The organism is Streptomyces sp. 6-11-2, assembly GCF_006540305.1.
Lineage (GTDB): Bacteria > Actinomycetota > Actinomycetes > Streptomycetales > Streptomycetaceae > Streptomyces.
Genome location: NZ_BJOR01000001.1, coordinates 49,375 through 64,518, shown reverse-complemented (window position 1 = coordinate 64,518; position 15,144 = coordinate 49,375). Strand labels below are relative to the sequence as shown.

The following is a 15,144-nucleotide window of genomic DNA, read 5'->3' as shown; positions in this document are numbered from 1 at the left end:
GGACACTGCCTAGCCGACCGGCCCGTCGTCCGTGCCGCGTCCATACTGCGGGAAACCACGGGAACCACTGCCTGAACGGCGTGGGAGGTGCCCCCGGCACCGGACGCCGCGAGCTTCCCGGCAAACCTTTCCGGCCACAGCACTAGATGATCGATTCCAAGGGGTAGTTGCGGCTGCGGGGTCCAATGAGCCTTTCCGGTTCCTGTGTTCGGCGATCTCCGTGGGAACAACCAGGTCCGGTTGACGGCCCTCCTCTGGGACAGTCGACGGGAGTAGATACTGGCCCTCAACGCAGGCACGGATGAGGAGCACAACCAGTGACCAGCGACAACCGCATAGGACCGCCCAGTTTTGGCAGCGAACGCGACATGCTGCGGGCTTTCCTCGACTACCACCGCGCGACCCTCGCCATGAAGTGCGAAGGGCTCACCGACGAGGAGCTGCGACAGCAGTCGATGCCGCCGTCCACGCTTTCGCTGCTCGGTCTGGTGCGGCACATGGCGGAGGTGGAGCGTGCCTGGTTCCGTCGAGTGTTCGAGGACCACGACGCGCCCATGGTCTGGTCCGACAAGATCGACTTCCAGGCGGCGTACGACGCGAGTGCGTCGACCAGAGACGAGGCGTTCGTAGCCTGGGAGGCCGAGGTGGAGACCTCGCGCCGTATCGAGCGGGAGGCCAAGTCCCTGGACCAGGCCGGGTATCAGCCACGATGGGGCGAGGAGGTATCGCTGCGGATGGTGATGGTGCACGTGCTCCTGGAGTACGGCCGCCACAACGGGCACGCGGACTTTCTGCGTGAAGGTGTCGACGGGACCGTGGGCGCCTGATTCCGCAGGGGCCACCTGTCTCCACCTGCTGAGCCGTTCCAGAGAATCACCCGCGGGGTTGGAAGGAGGGAGTCCAACGTCAGTGTGTGAAGACAGAGTTGGACTCCCTCGCCACCGCACTCTATGTGAAGACCGACGACCTGCTGAAGGACTCACCGCACCTGGCGCCCTGGCGTCCGTCGGTCGGGATCGCCGCGCAACTGACCGATGCCGAGCTGGTCACGCTCGCGATGATGCAGGCCATGCTGGGCTTCACCTCCGAGGCCAAGTGGCTTCGCCACGCCCGCGCCCACCTGCGGCACCTCTTCCCCTACCTGCCCCAGCAGCCCGGCTACAACAAGCGCTTGCGCAAGGCCACCGAGCTGCTGCGGCGGGTGACCCGGCTGCTGGCAACCGACACCTCTGTATGGAGTGATGACGTGTGGATCGTGGACTCCACGCCGGTGGAGTGCGGACGCTCCCGCGAGACCGTCAAGCGCTCCGACCTGGCCGGATGGGCCGAGTACGGCTACTGCGCCAGCCACAGCCGCTTCTTCTGGGGCCTGCGCCTGCACCTGGTGTGCACCCTGCAGGGCCTGCCCATCGCCTTCGCCCTGACCGGGGCCAAGGCCGACGAACGCGAGACCCTGCTGGACCTGCTCGCCGCCGAACCGGAACTGGTCGCCGCCCGGGCCGGGCAGACGCTGATCGGCGACAAGAACTACTTCGGCCGCGCCTTCGAGGACCAGTTGGCCGAGCAGGACATCCGGCTGCTGCGGCCGGCCCGCAAGGACGAGCCGGAGCGGGCCGGGGCACCCCTGTTCAAGCCGTTGCGGCAGGTCATCGAGTCGGTCAACGAGACCTTCAAGGGCCAGCTTGACCTCGAACAGCACCGAGGCCGCACACCGGGCGGTGTCATCGCCCGCGTCATGCAGCGCATCCTCGCGCTGACGGCCGCGATCTGGCACAACGACCACACCAGCCAGCCCGTACTACGCTCACTGACCGCCTACGACCACTGACCTCTTGGAATCGATCATCTAGCGGGCGAGTTGTTCGACCGCGTTCAGTACCGGTGCCAGGCCGTTCTCCTCGCGGATCCGGGCGCCCAGGGCCCGTGCCCGTTCCCGGTGTCCGTAGCCACGGGTGGCGCGGACCAGGGCCGCGGCGAGGTTGTCCGCGGTGAGGCCGCGCAGCGGAACCGAGCAGGGCGCCACGCCGAGGCCGACGAGACGATCGGCCCAGAAGCCCTCGTCGAACTGGACGGGCACGGGCACCGCGGGGACGCCCGCCCGCAGCCCGGCCGCGGTCGTGCCCGCCCCGGCGTGGTGCACCACGCCCGCCAGCCGCGGGAACAGGGCCGAGTGCGGGACCTCGCCGATGGTCAGCATGTCCTCGCCGGACGCCTCCAGCCCCGCCCAGCCCTGCTGGACCACACCGCGCAGTCCGGCCCGGCGCAGCGCGCGCACGATGGTGTCGCTGAGCCGCCCGGGGTCGGGCACGGTGGCGCTGCCCAGCCCCACGTAGACCGGAGGAGGGCCCGCGTCGAGGAAGTCCCACAGACCGTCCGGGAGTTGGGTGTAACGGTCGTACGGCCACCAGTACCCACAGACCTGGAGCGCGCTGCGCCAGTCGCGGGGCCTGGGCACCACGAGCGGGCTGAAGCCGTGGTACACCGGCCCGCGCTGCTCCTGGCGGACGCGGCGGCCGGTGACCGCGCGGGCGGGCAGCCCCAGCCGGGTCCGCACGGCGGGTACGGCCGCCGAGAAGACCCGCTCCACGGCCAGGTCCACGCCGTGTCCGGCGAGGCGGTTCGCAGCTCCGCCCCAGTGTCCGCCGCCCAGCAGCGGAGGGGCGAACTCCCTTGTGGGGGAGAGGGGTTGCAGATGGGCGCTCACACTGGGCAGGTTCAGCGCCTCGGCGATGGCGTGCCCGACCGGCCCGAGCGAGCCGGCCAGCAGCAGCAGGTCGCTCTTCTCGGCCGCCGCGATCAGATCGTCCGTCATCCGGGCGATGGCCGCCCGCACCAGCCCCACGGCCCGCAGCATCTTGCCCGGGCCGGTCGCGCTGCGGTGGAGTCCCCGGCCCCGCGAGGACTCCAACTCGGCCCGCGGGTCCACCGGCAGCGGGTGGAAGCCGAGGCCCGAGCCCGCGACCAGCGGTTCGAAGCATCCGTGCGTGACCAGGGTGACCTCATGACCCGCGAGAGCCAGGCCGTGCCCCAGTCCGGTGAAGGGGGCGACGTCGCCCCGGGATCCCGCCGTCATGATCGCTACGCGCACGACGGCCAGTATGGCCGCGCGGCCGCCCGCCGTCCGTGAACGACCCGAGGGGTGTCGCACCCCCGCTCCGGTCCCGGTACGCCGGTCACACCCCGAGCTGCCGGGCGGCGGCCGTCACGGTCTGCTCCAGCAGCGTGGCGATCGTCATCGGGCCCACCCCACCGGGCACCGGAGTGATCAGCGAGGCCCGCTGCACGGCGGAGTCGAAGTCGACGTCGCCGACGTTGCCCGGGTTGTAGCCCGCGTCGATCACCACGGCGCCGGGCTTGACGTCCTCGCCGCGGATGAGCCGGGGCCGGCCCACCGCGGCGACCACGACGTCCGCCTCACGCACGGCGGCCGGCAGGTCCGCGGTCCGCGAGTGGCAGTAGGTCACCGTCGCGTCCCGCGCGAGCAGCAGCATCCCCACGGGCTTGCCGAGGATCGCGCTGCGGCCCACCACGACGGCTCGCCGGCCGCGCAGCTCGACGTCGTACGCGTCCAGCAGCCGCAGGATGCCGCCGGGCGTGCAGGACACGAACCCCGGCAGGCCGAAGCTCATCGCCGCGAACGAGGCGCAGGTGACCCCGTCGACGTCCTTCTCGGGCGCGATCGCCTCGAACGCGGCCCGCTCGTCGATGTGCTCGCCGACGGGGTGCTGGAGCAGGATGCCGTGCACGGCGGGATCCTTGGACAGCGACCGCAGCGTGTCGACCAGTTCCTCGGTGGTGGTCGCGGCCGGCAGTGCCACACGGCGGGAGTCGATACCGGCCTTGCGGCAGCGGTTCTGCTTCATCCGTACGTAGGTGACGGAGGCGGGGTCCTCACCGACCAGCACGGTCGCCAGACAGGGCGTCGTACCGGTGCGCTCGGTGAGTGCGGCGGCCTTCCGCGCGGTCTCCTCGACGACACGGCGGGCGAGCGCGGTGCCGTCCATCGGACGGGCCTGGGACATGGTCCACTCCTGGGCGTTCGGGGGAATTGCCCAGGCGCGCGGCTCACGTCTCTGCGTGGACCGCTCCCCGGTGGTGCTCCACCTCAGCGCCAGTCACGGCCCCGCCTCACCCTAACCGACACGGCCCGCCGCGGCCGAAGGCCGCGCACCGCCGTACGGCCCGGACGCGGCCGCGCCGCCCGCGGCAGCGAGCGGACCGCCGCGGCGGACGCCAGGCGGGGCACGGCGGTCGAGGGCCCCGGCAGGCGCGACCGGGCCGAACGGGACCGGCCCAGGCCGGCGCGGGCCGAGAAGGTCCGGGTCGGACGGGAGCCGACCTGGAACCTCGCGGCTCTCCCGCCTATTCGTCCCATGCCTGGATCAGTGTCTGCTCGGCGATCCTGCCGTCGCGCAGCGAGACCATGGACTCCGCGAGGACACGGCCGCCGTCCGCGTACTGGCAGGACTCCACGTACGCCGCATGGTCGCCCTGCACGACGCACTGCTCCAGCCGGTGCGTCATGTCGCGGCCGTAGATGTCCTGGAGCATGGTGCCGATCTCGTCCCGGCCGTGCAGGACCTTGGGGTTGCTGGGCTGGGTGTCGCGGTCCACGATGCGGATCTCCGCGTCGTCCGCGTAGAGCGACAGCAGCGTGTCCGCCGTGTCTCCTTCGATGCCGCGGCGCAGCGTGTCGGTGTCGAAGGCGGGGCTTGCCGAGGTGGACATGACGGGACCTCCTCCGAGGGCCGCGGCCCTTGCGAGGAGCGGGCCGCGGCGGGCCTCACAGTTCGAGACTCCTCCGCCTCGGCGGGCGCGGCAAACGGGGTCCGGACGCTGAGCCCGACGGGTGAGCGCGGCCGCGGGCCCGTGTCCGGGCGGGCCAGGACGGCGTTGCCGAGGGCATGGTCTGCACTCGACGCATCGTCGCCGCCGTCGGACGCGCCGTCTCGGTCACGGGCCTGACCGCGCTGCCCGCGAGCGCCGCGGGCGCCCCGTCCGTCGGCGGGTTCCAGCCGCCCGGCCTGCTCGACTCCCTCCCCGGGACCGGCGTCCAGGCCGAACACCGGGGCGAACCGCCCACGGTCTCCGAACGGCTGTCCGGGGTCGACCGCGTACGCGATCTCAACCAGGTGGGCCGGCTGAACCAGGTCACCTGCCTGGTCCCGCCGGTCTTCGGGCCGGTTCCCGCCAGCCAGCGCTGATCTTCCGCCCCGCGGGCCGGGCACCCGCGCCTCGCCCGCCCGTCCCCGCAGATCAGAGGCCCCCTCGGTGTCCCTTACCGATCAGTCGGACGTAGGGTCGGGGGACGTACACCGCTCGACGGAAGGGACCACCACCATGGCGCAGGAAGTGCGCGGCGTGATCGCACCCGGCAAGAACGAACCGGTGCGGGTCGAGACGATCGTCGTGCCGGACCCGGGGCCGGGAGAGGCCGTCGTGCGGATCCAGGCCTGCGGCGTCTGCCACACCGACCTGCACTACAAGCAGGGCGGAATCAACGACGAGTTCCCGTTCCTGCTCGGCCACGAGGCCGCGGGCGTCGTGGAGTCGGTCGGCGACGACGTCACCGACGTCGCGCCCGGGGACTTCGTCATCCTCAACTGGCGGGCCGTGTGCGGCAAGTGCCGTGCCTGTCTGCGCGGGCGGCCCTGGTACTGCTTCGACACCCACAACGCGCGGCAGCGGATGACCCTGACCGACGGCACCGAACTCTCCCCGGCGCTCGGGATCGGCGCGTTCGCCGAGAAGACCCTGGTGGCGGCCGGTCAGTGCACCAAGGTCGACCCGTCGGTCTCCCCGGCGGTGGCCGGGCTGCTGGGCTGCGGCGTGATGGCCGGCATTGGCGCGGCGATCAACACCGGCAACGTCGGCCGCGGCGACTCGGTCGCCGTCATCGGCTGCGGCGGTGTCGGCGACGCGGCGATCGCCGGTGCGTACCTGGCGGGCGCGGCGAAGGTCATCGCCGTCGACATCGACGACCGCAAGCTGGAGACCGCCCGCACCATGGGCGCCACGCACACGGTCAACTCCAAGGAGAACGACCCGGTCGAGGCCATCCGCGAGCTGACCGGTGGCTTCGGCGCCGACGTCGTCATCGAGGCGGTCGGCCGCCCCGAGACGTACCAACAGGCCTTCTACGCCCGTGACCTGGCCGGCACGGTTGTCCTGGTCGGCGTGCCGACCCCGGAGATGAAGCTGGAACTGCCGCTGCTGGACGTCTTCGGACGCGGCGGGGCGCTGAAGTCGAGCTGGTACGGCGACTGCCTGCCCTCCCGGGACTTCCCGATGCTCATCGACCTGCATCTGCAAGGACGCCTGCCGCTGGACAAGTTCGTCACCGAAACCATCCAACTGGACGAGGTGGAGAAGGCGTTCGAGCGGATGCACCACGGCGACGTGCTGCGCTCGGTGGTGGTGCTCTGATGGCCGCCCGTATCGAACGCCTCGTCACCTCCGGGCAGTTCACGCTCGACGGCGGCACCTGGGACGTCGACAACAACGTGTGGATCGTCGGCGACGACCATGAGGCCGTCGTCATCGACGCCGCCCACGACGCCGAGGCCATCGCCGCGGCGGTCGGCGACCGCCGGCTGACCGCCATCGTGTGCACCCACGCCCACAACGACCACGTCAACGCCGCCCCGGCGCTCGCCGACCTCACCGGCGCGACCATCTGGCTGCACGGTGACGACCTGCCGCTGTGGAAGATGACCCACCCGAACCGGGACCCCGACGAGCACCTGGTCGACGGCCAGGTCATCGAGGCGGCCGGTGCCGACCTGAAGGTCCTGCACACGCCCGGCCACGCCCCGGGCGCGATCTGCCTGTACGACCCCGGACTCGGCGTGGTCTTCACCGGCGACACGCTCTTCCAGGGCGGTCCCGGGGCCACCGGCCGTTCCTACTCCCACTTCCCGACGATCATCGACTCGATCCGCGACCGTCTGCTGACGCTGCCGCCCGAGACGAAGGTCCTCACCGGCCACGGCGACCCGACCACCATCGGTGCCGAGGCCCCGCACCTGGAGGAGTGGATCGCCCGCGGGCACTGACGCGGGAGAACCGGGCCGGGAGCCCGGGTGGCGGGCCGCACGGGACCGGGAGGCGCTCGTGCGGCCCGCCCTCGTTTCACCGCTTCCCGCCCGCGTTCCACCGTTTCCCGCGCCGTTTCCCGCGCCGAAAGGCGACAGAAGGTGTCCGGTTTCCCCGGCACTCTCGATGACGGCATCGACGGAAGACGCATCGGGAGGTCGGACATGCCGGGCCCACTGGAAGGCAAGGTCGCGCTGGTCGCGGGGGCGACGCGGGGAGCGGGACGGGGAATCGCGGTGGAGCTCGGCGCGGCCGGCGCCACCGTCTACGTCACCGGACGCACCACCCGCGCCCGCCGCTCCGAGTACGACCGCCCCGAGACCATCGAGGACACCGCCGACCTGGTCACCGAGGCCGGCGGCCACGGCATCGCCGTACCGGCCGACCATCTGGAGCCCGGCCAGGTCCGCGCCCTCGTGGACCGTATCGCGCGCGAGCAGGACCGTCTCGACGTCCTCGTCAACGACATCTGGGGCGCGGAGCACCTCTTCGCGTGGGACACGCCGGTGTGGGAGCACGACCTCGACAAGGGGCTGCGGCTGCTCCGGCTCGCGGTGGAGACACACGCGATCACCAGCCATCACGCCCTGCCGCTGCTGCTGCGTCACCCCGGCGGTCTGGTGGTGGAGATGACCGACGGCACCGCCGAGTACAACCGGGACACCTACCGCGTCAACTTCTTCTACGACCTCGCCAAGGCGTCCGTCCTGCGCATGGCCTTCGCACTCGGCCACGAACTCGGCCCGCGCGGCGCCACGGCGGTGGCCCTCACCCCGGGCTGGCTGCGCTCGGAGCTGATGCTCGACCACTTCGGGGTCCGGGAGGACAACTGGCGCGAAGCCCTGGACCGCGTTCCGCACTTCGCCATCTCCGAGACCCCGCGCTATGTGGGCCGTGCCGTGGCCGCCCTGGCCGCGGACCCGGACGTGGCCCGCTGGAACGGCCGTTCCCTCTCCAGCGGCGGGCTCGCCCAGGACTACGGCTTCACCGACCTGGACGGCAGCCGCCCCGACGCCTGGCGGTACCTCGTCGAGGTCCAGGACGCGGGCGGGCCCGCCGACCCGACCGGCTACCGCTGACCGGGCGCCGCCCCACCACGGCATCGCATCTCCCGGCCCGTCGGCCACGACGCCGACGGGCGTGGGGAGTTGCGGGACTCGCCGGAGCGAGGACATGTTGCGCGCCGACTGCCCGGGAGGCCTTCGGGGAAGTAGGTTCGGCGCATGACGGACAGTGGGCGGTTCGACGGACACGGGGTTCTCATCACCGGTGCGGGCCGGGGCATCGGCGCGGCCACCGCGCGCAGGCTGGCCGAGGAGGGGGCCGGGGTCCTGGTCACCGACCTGGACGGGGACGTGGCGGAGCACACGGCGGCGGCGCTGCGCGAGCGTGGACTCACGGCCCGGGCACACGCGTTGGACGTCGCGGACCGGGACGCGGTCCAGGCGGCCGTGGACCTGGCCGTCCAGACCTTCGGATCCCTCGACGTCCTGGTCAACTGCGCGGCCCACTGCACGCCCGACACCCCGTTGTTCGAGGACGACCCGGAAGCGGTGTGGGCCCGCGACCTCGACATCACCCTGACCGGTGCCTACCGCTGCTGCCGCGCCGCCCTGCCCCACCTGGCGGCGGGCGGCAGGGGAGCGATCGTCGGCATCGGCTCGGTCAACGGCGTCCAGGACTTCGGCAACCACGGCTACAGCGCGGCGAAGGCGGGGCTTGCCTCGCTCACCCGTACCCTCGCCGGACACGCCGCCTCCCGCGGCGTCCGCGTCAACCTGGTGGTGCCGGGCACGGTCCGCACCTCGGCCTGGGAGGGACGGGAGGCCGAACTCGACCGGGTCCGCGGCCTGTACCCGCTGGGCCGGGTCGGCGAACCGGAGGACATCGCCGCAGCGGTGGCCTTCCTCGCCTCCCGCGACGCGGCCTGGATCACCGGCACCACCCTGACCGTCGACGGCGGCCTCACCGCGGTCAACACCGCTTTCCGCGCGGCCGTTCAGGAGGAGCGGGAGGAGGGGGACACCTGAGCGGACCGCCCGGCCCCGGCCTCGACCGCCGGGCGCGTGTCACCGTTTCGTCTCGGCACGCGCCGCTGCGCAACCGATGTGCCCCGCCACGGGTCTAGGTGTCGGGAAGTGCCGGAACGCACCTAGGGGGCAAGGTCGTTATGAGGGACATCGGCAGGCGGGGAGCGGTCGTACTGGGCGTCACGGGGCTGGTGGCACCACTCACGCTCGCGCTCGGTACGGCACCGGCGCAGGCGGCGAGTTGCACGACGCAGGCGGGACCGTACCAGAAGCAAGTGGAGAAGTTCCTCGGGCGGCCCGTGGACGGACGGCAGTCGGCCGCCGACTGCAAGGCCATCCGGGCCTTCCAGAACAAGCACGGCATCACGCCGAACATCGGCTACGCGGGTTCCGTCACCTGGGGCGTGATGAACCTCATGAACAAGCAGAAGGCCGTCGGCAAGAAGCCCAACAAGAGCGGCAAGTGCCCGGTCAACAAAGGCCGTATCGCCTGCGTCGACCTCACCCTCCAGCTCAGCTGGATCCAGGACGGCAGCCGGCTCGTCTACGGGCCGGTACCGGTGCGCACGGGACGCAAGGGGTACACGACCCGTACCGGCCTGAAGAAGATCTACTGGCGGGACATCGACCACGTCTCGACCGTCTACAACGTGCCCATGCCCTACAGTCAGTTCTTCGACGGCGGTCAGGCCTTCCACTCCGTCGGCCTGAGCATGTGGAACCCGCCGGGTTCGCACGGCTGCGTCAACATGACGACGAAGGACGCCAAGAAATACTGGTCGCTGCTGAAGAAGGGCGACGACGTGTTCGTCTACGGGCGCAAGCCGGGCACCTGACGGCACGGGCAGGCCGACGCCGAGCCCCGTCGGCCGAGTGCGAACTCACGCCGGTGACCTGCCGAATTGACGTGATGAGCGACACGGTCCGATATGCCTGTATCGCTCGTACTTATTCACAGCGCCTTCACTCCGGGCGGCATATGCTTCACGGCATGTCCACCAGTGTTGAACCCGTCTCCGAGCGATCGGCCGCGGAGGTCAACGAGGAGATCCGGGCGCTGTGGCGCAGGTCGGGCGGGATTCTGACCACCGAGCAGCGCGAGGAGTACCAGCGCCTGGTGATGGAGTGGGCCGCGGCCGCCCCGCACTCCGACAGGGCGGCCTGAACCGGCTCCGACCTCTGCCCTCCGACCTCCGCCGTCGGTCCGCCCGTCGCCGTCCGTCCTTTCCGTCAGCTCCACGTCGCCGAGTAGTACCTCTGGTAGGCCTTGCGGTCCCGTTCCGCGCGGATCCAGCGGGTGGCCACCAGGGCGATCAGACTGCCCCCCATGATCAGGAGACCGGGGCCGACGTTTTCGGGGTCGGAGAGCCGGGAGAGCGGCGTGGTCCCGTCGGCGCCGCCGGCCACCGGCGCCGAGGAGCCGGGGGAGGCCGTGCCGGGGGCGATGGCGCTGTGGGTGGCCGGGGCGGACGGCTCCGCGCTCTGCCCGGTGTCCTGCCGCGCGTCGGACACGATCAGCCGCACGTCGAGCGCGGACAGCGCCTTGGTGACCGGCTGGAAGAACGTCGTACCGCCCCGTGTGCAGTCGCCGCTGCCGCCCGAGGTCACCCCCAGGGCGATCCCCTCGGAGAACAGCGGACCGCCGCTGTCGCCCGGCTCGGCGCACACCGTGGTCCGGATGAGACCGGTGACGGTGCCCTCGGGGTAGTTCACCGTCGAGTCCAGTCCGGTCACCTCGCCGTCGCGCAGCCCGCTCGTGCTGCCGCTGCGGAACACCCGCTGCCCCACGGCCGGATCGCCCGCCCCCGTGATCCGTACGCCGTTGCCGCCGCCGATCGCCACCACGTCGGCGCCCTGGCCCGCGCTGCCGGAGTCGTACCGCACCAGCGAGAAGTCGCCGCCCGGGAAGGACCCGGCGACCGTCCTGCCGAGCTGCCGGTCGCCCTGGCCGTCGGCGAACCAGAGGGAACCTGTGGGCCCGCAGTGGCCCGCGGTGAGGATGAAGTCGGTCCGCCCGTCGGTCACGTTGAAACCCGCCGAGCAGCGCCCGTCGGTCGACAGGATGGGCTGCGCCCCGTTGAGACGGGTGGTGAAGGCGCCCTCGGTGCGCTCCATGCGCACCAAGCCACCGATCCTGCCGGCGACCTCGGTCATCCGGGCCCAGTCGGAGGCGGAGACCGTGCTGTCGCCCTCGACCGTCACCCGGTTGGCGCGGTAGTCCATCGTCCAGGCCGTGCCGGCCACCCGGGGCGCCGCGCGCAGGGCCGCGGTGGCCGCCTTCAGCTCGTTCATGCTGTGCCGCACGATCTTCGCCTCGGCGCCCGCCCGCCGCACCTCCGCCGCCGTCCGCTCGTCGGTCACGGCGACCACCGGGCGCCCGTCGGAGCCGGTCCAGCTGCCCGCCGTGCGCGAGGTGCCGAGCCGGGCCACCAGGTCGGCGCCGGACGTGCCGGACGTGCCGGCCGGCCCCGCGGTACCACGCGCGGCGGAGGCGCCGGGAGGCTCGCTCGCCATCGCCGCCTGCGCGACCATCGCGCCCCCCAGAAGGAGTCCCGCGACGGCCGTCAGCCGTGTCACCCGCCGGACGACCCGTCGTCGTGCGTGCCCCATGCATGGCTCCCGAACCCGAACCCGCGGTCTCAACACCGCGAGGCGCTACGGTCGTTGAGCGCCCCTCCTCCATACGTGGCGCGGCACGGCCGTGTTCAGCGCTCGGGTGATCTTCTTCGGGCGCGCCCGCTCAACAGGGGAGCCGCGCCCCCGAGCCGGCCCGCGTCCCCCGGCCGCGGCCGTCCGGGAGCGGGCCGAGGCGGGCCCAGCTCGGGGCGTCTCCCCAGACGGAGGAGGAACCGACGTAGGGGCGCAGCAGCGCGGTGAGCACCGGGTCGCCGCAGCCGTTCAGCTCGTCGGAGGCCAGCTTGCGGGCGACGCCGGCGAGGAAGTCGGCGAGCTGCACCCGCAGGTCCAGCCGCGAGTGGACGAGTTCCACACCGTCCAGGGCCACACCCCGCTGCCGGGCCGTCCGCAGGAGCCAGTCGACGCGGTCGGGAGTGAGCATGTTCTGCCGGTCGTGCACGAGCCGCACGGCGGTTCGCGGCGCGCTCCACAGCGCGGCCGTCCGCAGGATCGCGGGCAGCAGCGGGTTGAGCGCGGGGATCAGGGGCGGGCCGGCGGTGACCCGGGCCCGGTAGGCCTCGGCGCGCTCCCGGCTGCCGGCCAGCCGCTCCAGAACCGCCGCGGCCGGTTCGGGAACCTCCACACGCCGCAGTTCCTCGACATGGGCGAAGAAGGCGTCCACCGGGTCCACGGGCTCCGCGTCGCTCCTGGCCCGCAGCAGCCGGTTGGCCGCCCGCAGGAACCGCCGCCATCCGTCCGCGCCGAAGGCCTCCCGCCCCGTGCCGTACAGGGCGTCCGCCCCGGCCGCGTCCCCGAGCAGCAGGTCCAGGGCGCGGTCCACCACGAAGAACGCCTTATCGGTGAGGTCCACCCGGGCGTGCCCGTACAGCGGCCCGGCAGGGGAGAGCACCCACTCCAGTACCGCCCGGTGCTTCTCCCGCAGCAGATGGCCGGCCTTGTACTCCTCCGCGGGCGAGCGGATCCGGTTCCGTATCTCCTGCACGCACCCGGCCGCGGACTCCGCCGGCAGCAGCACGCTGGCGTGCGCGAAGACGTCGGTGTTGCCGTCGGTGAGGTTCTCACCGTCGGACCCCGACTCGTCGCAGGCGACCTCCCGTACCCCGTCCCACATCATCCGTCCCGCCCCCGTCCTCGTCGTCCCGGACCACAGCCCGAGTCTTCCACTGTCACGCCGGGCCTAGACTGCGGCGCATGGACGACACCCTGGTGGAGCGGCTCGGAGCGGGGAAGTACCTGCTCGTCACCAGCTATCGCAGGAACGGCACCCCGGTCGCCACCCCGGTCTGGGTGGTGCGCGACGGCGACGCGCTCGGTGTGTGGACGACCGCCGACTCCTGGAAGGTCAAGCGGATCCGCAACCGCGCCGACGTCCTCGTCGGCCCCTGCGACCTGCGCGGGCATCCGACCGGGGAACAGGTGGAGGCGCGGGCGGAGATCTGCGACGCGGACACCACCGCCCGCTACCGGGGGCTGATCGCCCGCAAGTACGGCGTGATCGGCCGCCTCACCCTCCTGGGCAGCAGACTGCGCCGCGGTCTGGGAGGAACCGTCGGAATCCGCGTGACCCTCTGACCGCGTGGCAGCCGCCGCACGCGGTACCCGCTGGGCTAGTGTGCGGGGCGCTGCGAGACGACGGGGCTGGTGCGGTGCGAGGGATCTGGGCCAGGAGCCGGGGGATCGGACAATGGCTCACCGGCCATGCCGGCTGGTGCCTGGCCGTCTCCCTGGCGGTGCACGTCGCAGCCGTCGTCACCCACCCCACCCACCCGCTGGACCTGCGCGTCTACCGCGAGGCCGCGCCGCACGTGCTCTCCGGCGGCCTGTACGACTACGCGCTGCGCACCACCCCGCCCATCCCGCGGCTGCCGTTCACCTACCCGCCCTTCGCCGCACTCGTGTTCCTGCCGCTCGCGCGGCTTCCCTGGGCGGCGCTGGTCGCGCTCTGGCAGTCGCTGTCCGTGGCGGCCCTGGTCGTCGTCGCCGTGTGCGCGGTGCGGCTGCTGGGCCCGCGTCCCGGCGGCCGGGTCCGGCGGCGCGCTCTGCTCTGGGCCGCCGCCGGGCTGTGGCTGGAGCCCGTGCGTCACACCCTCGACCAGGGTCAGGTCAATCTGCTGCTGGGCGCCGTGGTCCTGTGGGGCCTGGCCGTGCCGCGCGCGGCGCCGGGCAGGGGAGCGGGGGTGGGTCTGGCGGCGGCGGTGAAGCTGACCCCGGCCGTCGGAGGACTGTATCTGCTGGCGACCCGGCAGTGGCGGGCCGCCGCGTGGGCGGTCGCGGCCGCGGCGGCGGCGACGGCGCTCGCCTGGGGTGTCGCCCCGCGCGAGTCCGCCCGCTACTGGTCCACGCTCGTCACGGACACCGGCAGGGTCGGCCCGGTCTGGTCGGTGCGCAACCAGTCGCTGAGTGGTGCCGTCGCCAGACTGCTCGGTCAGGACACCACCGCCGCCGTGGTCCTCTGGTCGGTGCTCGCTCTGGTGACCCTGGCGCTGGTCTGTGCTCTGCGCTCCGCCGTACGGCGGCACGACCTGCTCGGTGTCCTGGTCGCCGTGGAGCTGTACGGGCTGCTGGTGAGCCCCGTCTCGTGGAGCCACCACTGGATCTGGTGCCTGCCCGCCATGATCTGGCTGGCCCACGGACCCCTCCGCGGCCGCCTGCTCAGCCGCGTCGCGCTCGCGTGGTGGGCCGTGGTCACCGTCGCCCGCGTGGTGCCCTTCCTGATCGGCGCCGAGGACCGCCTGGTTCACCCCGGTGCCTATCCGGCGCTGCTCGCCTGGCCCGGCTGCGTCTACGCCGGGTGCGCCGTGCTGACACTCGCCGCCGTGGCGCTCCGACCCGCGGGGCCCGACCGACCGGTCGCCGCAGACAACGTGCCGGAGCGGGATCGCTCGGACGTCGCGGGTGGTTGACGGCCGGTCAACGCCGTGAGCGGTTGACCGCCGGTCAGCTCCAGGCGCCGTACGGCTCGTCGACCAGCTGGAAGACCGGCTCGCCGCGCACCGGGTCCTTCGCCGTGGACAGCCGGACCCGGTCGCCGCCGTGGATGCCGATGGGCGGCCCCATGACCCGTCCCCGTACGACGAAGCCCTCGCTCAGCTCGATCAGCGACACATTGCGCGCGGCGGGGGAGTTGCGGTTCACCACCGTGGAGTGGCGGACCGTGCCCGTACCCGCGCTGCGCTCGGTGCGCAGGTCGCTGCCCCGGCACACCGGGCACAGCAGCCGGTGGTACACGGCCGTCCCGCACCAGGTGCAGCGCTGGAAGTACAGGGCCCGCGAGTCGTGGGCCGCGGGCTCGAGAAGGCCGGTCGTGGAGCCGGCTGCCGCAAGAACGGTGTTTCCTGAGTGGTGGTACACGCTGGTCAACTCCCTGCGCTCGGCCGGAATC

General features: G+C 72.5%; 17 protein-coding genes and 1 riboswitch. Of the genes, 11 read left to right on the top strand and 6 right to left on the bottom strand.

Features of this window, described 5'->3' with window-relative positions:
- Nucleotides 1–317: 317 nt before the first annotated feature.
- Entirely contained in the window at nt 318–827 is a 510-nt protein-coding gene (locus TNCT6_RS00315) for a DinB family protein (RefSeq protein ID WP_100568062.1), read from the top strand.
- An 86-nt stretch (nt 828–913) separates the two neighbouring features.
- Complete coding sequence (locus TNCT6_RS00310; protein WP_141355415.1) at nt 914–1,828, top strand: IS982 family transposase; 915 nt, start codon at nt 914–916, stop codon at nt 1,826–1,828.
- An 18-nt stretch (nt 1,829–1,846) separates the two neighbouring features.
- Here the strand turns inward: TNCT6_RS00310 and TNCT6_RS00305 are convergent, their stop codons facing one another.
- The 3 genes from TNCT6_RS00305 to TNCT6_RS00295 form a co-directional block, all read right to left on the bottom strand.
- Complete coding sequence (locus tag TNCT6_RS00305; RefSeq protein WP_141365887.1) at nt 1,847–3,073, bottom strand: glycosyltransferase; 1,227 nt, start codon at nt 3,071–3,073, stop codon at nt 1,847–1,849.
- Between the two features lie 100 nt (nt 3,074–3,173).
- Nucleotides 3,174–4,022, bottom strand: coding sequence for a bifunctional 5,10-methylenetetrahydrofolate dehydrogenase/5,10-methenyltetrahydrofolate cyclohydrolase (locus TNCT6_RS00300; protein ID WP_141355412.1), 849 nt, complete (start codon nt 4,020–4,022; stop codon nt 3,174–3,176).
- A gap of 21 nt (nt 4,023–4,043) precedes the next feature.
- Nucleotides 4,044–4,129, bottom strand: a riboswitch (ZMP/ZTP riboswitch).
- A 233-nt stretch (nt 4,130–4,362) separates the two neighbouring features.
- Nucleotides 4,363–4,728: a nuclear transport factor 2 family protein gene (locus tag TNCT6_RS00295; protein ID WP_141355410.1), complete on the bottom strand. Its 366-nt coding sequence runs from the start codon at nt 4,726–4,728 to the stop codon at nt 4,363–4,365.
- A gap of 176 nt (nt 4,729–4,904) precedes the next feature.
- Between TNCT6_RS00295 and TNCT6_RS00290 the strand changes: the two genes are divergently transcribed.
- From TNCT6_RS00290 to TNCT6_RS00260, 7 genes are all read left to right on the top strand, one after another.
- Nucleotides 4,905–5,204, top strand: coding sequence for a hypothetical protein (locus tag TNCT6_RS00290; protein WP_141355408.1), 300 nt, complete (start codon nt 4,905–4,907; stop codon nt 5,202–5,204).
- 136 nt (nt 5,205–5,340) lie between these two features.
- Entirely contained in the window at nt 5,341–6,426 is a 1,086-nt protein-coding gene (locus tag TNCT6_RS00285; protein WP_141355406.1) for an S-(hydroxymethyl)mycothiol dehydrogenase, read from the top strand.
- A complete protein-coding gene (locus tag TNCT6_RS00280) occupies nt 6,426–7,055 on the top strand; it encodes an MBL fold metallo-hydrolase (protein ID WP_141355404.1) in 630 nt (209 codons plus the stop codon). The genes TNCT6_RS00285 and TNCT6_RS00280 overlap by 1 nt, the downstream gene beginning before the upstream one ends.
- Nucleotides 7,056–7,259: 204 nt before the next feature.
- The gene (locus tag TNCT6_RS00275) at nt 7,260–8,174 is read left to right on the top strand and encodes an SDR family oxidoreductase (RefSeq protein WP_141355402.1); all 915 of its coding nucleotides are present in this window, start codon (nt 7,260–7,262) and stop codon (nt 8,172–8,174) included.
- Nucleotides 8,175–8,318: 144 nt separating this feature from the next.
- Nucleotides 8,319–9,125, top strand: a complete 807-nt coding sequence (locus tag TNCT6_RS00270) for an SDR family NAD(P)-dependent oxidoreductase (protein WP_141355400.1) — start codon at nt 8,319–8,321, stop codon at nt 9,123–9,125.
- A 140-nt stretch (nt 9,126–9,265) separates the two neighbouring features.
- A complete protein-coding gene (locus tag TNCT6_RS00265; RefSeq protein ID WP_141355398.1) occupies nt 9,266–9,961 on the top strand; it encodes a L,D-transpeptidase family protein in 696 nt (231 codons plus the stop codon).
- 143 nt (nt 9,962–10,104) lie between these two features.
- Nucleotides 10,105–10,290 carry a hypothetical protein gene (locus tag TNCT6_RS00260; RefSeq protein WP_141355396.1) on the top strand — a complete coding sequence of 62 codons (186 nt, stop codon included), beginning with the start codon at nt 10,105–10,107 and terminating at the stop codon, nt 10,288–10,290.
- A gap of 65 nt (nt 10,291–10,355) precedes the next feature.
- Here TNCT6_RS00260 and TNCT6_RS00255 read toward each other — a convergent pair whose 3' ends face one another.
- Together TNCT6_RS00255 and TNCT6_RS00250 are read right to left on the bottom strand one after the other, a co-directional pair.
- The gene (locus tag TNCT6_RS00255) at nt 10,356–11,735 is read right to left on the bottom strand and encodes a S1 family peptidase (protein ID WP_141355394.1); all 1,380 of its coding nucleotides are present in this window, start codon (nt 11,733–11,735) and stop codon (nt 10,356–10,358) included.
- Nucleotides 11,736–11,865: 130 nt separating this feature from the next.
- On the bottom strand, nt 11,866–12,876 hold the full coding sequence (locus tag TNCT6_RS00250; protein WP_141355392.1) for a DUF3800 domain-containing protein: 1,011 nt from the start codon (nt 12,874–12,876) through the stop codon (nt 11,866–11,868).
- Nucleotides 12,877–12,953: 77 nt separating this feature from the next.
- Here TNCT6_RS00250 and TNCT6_RS00245 point away from each other — a divergent pair, with 77 nt between their 5' ends.
- Complete coding sequence (locus TNCT6_RS00245) at nt 12,954–13,334, top strand: PPOX class F420-dependent oxidoreductase (protein ID WP_141355390.1); 381 nt, start codon at nt 12,954–12,956, stop codon at nt 13,332–13,334.
- A 74-nt stretch (nt 13,335–13,408) separates the two neighbouring features.
- Entirely contained in the window at nt 13,409–14,665 is a 1,257-nt protein-coding gene (locus tag TNCT6_RS00240) for a glycosyltransferase 87 family protein (RefSeq protein WP_141355388.1), read from the top strand.
- 34 nt (nt 14,666–14,699) lie between these two features.
- Here the strand turns inward: TNCT6_RS00240 and TNCT6_RS00235 are convergent, their stop codons facing one another.
- Nucleotides 14,700–15,113 carry a Zn-ribbon domain-containing OB-fold protein gene (locus TNCT6_RS00235; RefSeq protein WP_141365884.1) on the bottom strand — a complete coding sequence of 138 codons (414 nt, stop codon included), beginning with the start codon at nt 15,111–15,113 and terminating at the stop codon, nt 14,700–14,702.
- Nucleotides 15,114–15,144 lie beyond the last annotated feature (31 nt).

Coding starts and splice junctions, on each gene's coding strand:
- TNCT6_RS00285 (WP_141355406.1), top strand. CDS start 5,341: ATGGCGCAGGAAGTGCGCGGCGTGATCGCACCCGGCAAGAACGAACCG.
- TNCT6_RS00265 (WP_141355398.1), top strand. CDS start 9,266: ATGAGGGACATCGGCAGGCGGGGAGCGGTCGTACTGGGCGTCACGGGG.
- TNCT6_RS00275 (WP_141355402.1), top strand. CDS start 7,260: ATGCCGGGCCCACTGGAAGGCAAGGTCGCGCTGGTCGCGGGGGCGACG.
- TNCT6_RS00295 (WP_141355410.1), bottom strand. CDS start 4,728: ATGTCCACCTCGGCAAGCCCCGCCTTCGACACCGACACGCTGCGCCGC.
- TNCT6_RS00290 (WP_141355408.1), top strand. CDS start 4,905: ATGGTCTGCACTCGACGCATCGTCGCCGCCGTCGGACGCGCCGTCTCG.
- TNCT6_RS00280 (WP_141355404.1), top strand. CDS start 6,426: ATGGCCGCCCGTATCGAACGCCTCGTCACCTCCGGGCAGTTCACGCTC.
- TNCT6_RS00300 (WP_141355412.1), bottom strand. CDS start 4,022: ATGTCCCAGGCCCGTCCGATGGACGGCACCGCGCTCGCCCGCCGTGTC.
- TNCT6_RS00305 (WP_141365887.1), bottom strand. CDS start 3,073: ATGACGGCGGGATCCCGGGGCGACGTCGCCCCCTTCACCGGACTGGGG.
- TNCT6_RS00250 (WP_141355392.1), bottom strand. CDS start 12,876: ATGATGTGGGACGGGGTACGGGAGGTCGCCTGCGACGAGTCGGGGTCC.
- TNCT6_RS00255 (WP_141355394.1), bottom strand. CDS start 11,735: ATGGGGCACGCACGACGACGGGTCGTCCGGCGGGTGACACGGCTGACG.
- TNCT6_RS00245 (WP_141355390.1), top strand. CDS start 12,954: ATGGACGACACCCTGGTGGAGCGGCTCGGAGCGGGGAAGTACCTGCTC.
- TNCT6_RS00270 (WP_141355400.1), top strand. CDS start 8,319: ATGACGGACAGTGGGCGGTTCGACGGACACGGGGTTCTCATCACCGGT.
- TNCT6_RS00260 (WP_141355396.1), top strand. CDS start 10,105: ATGCTTCACGGCATGTCCACCAGTGTTGAACCCGTCTCCGAGCGATCG.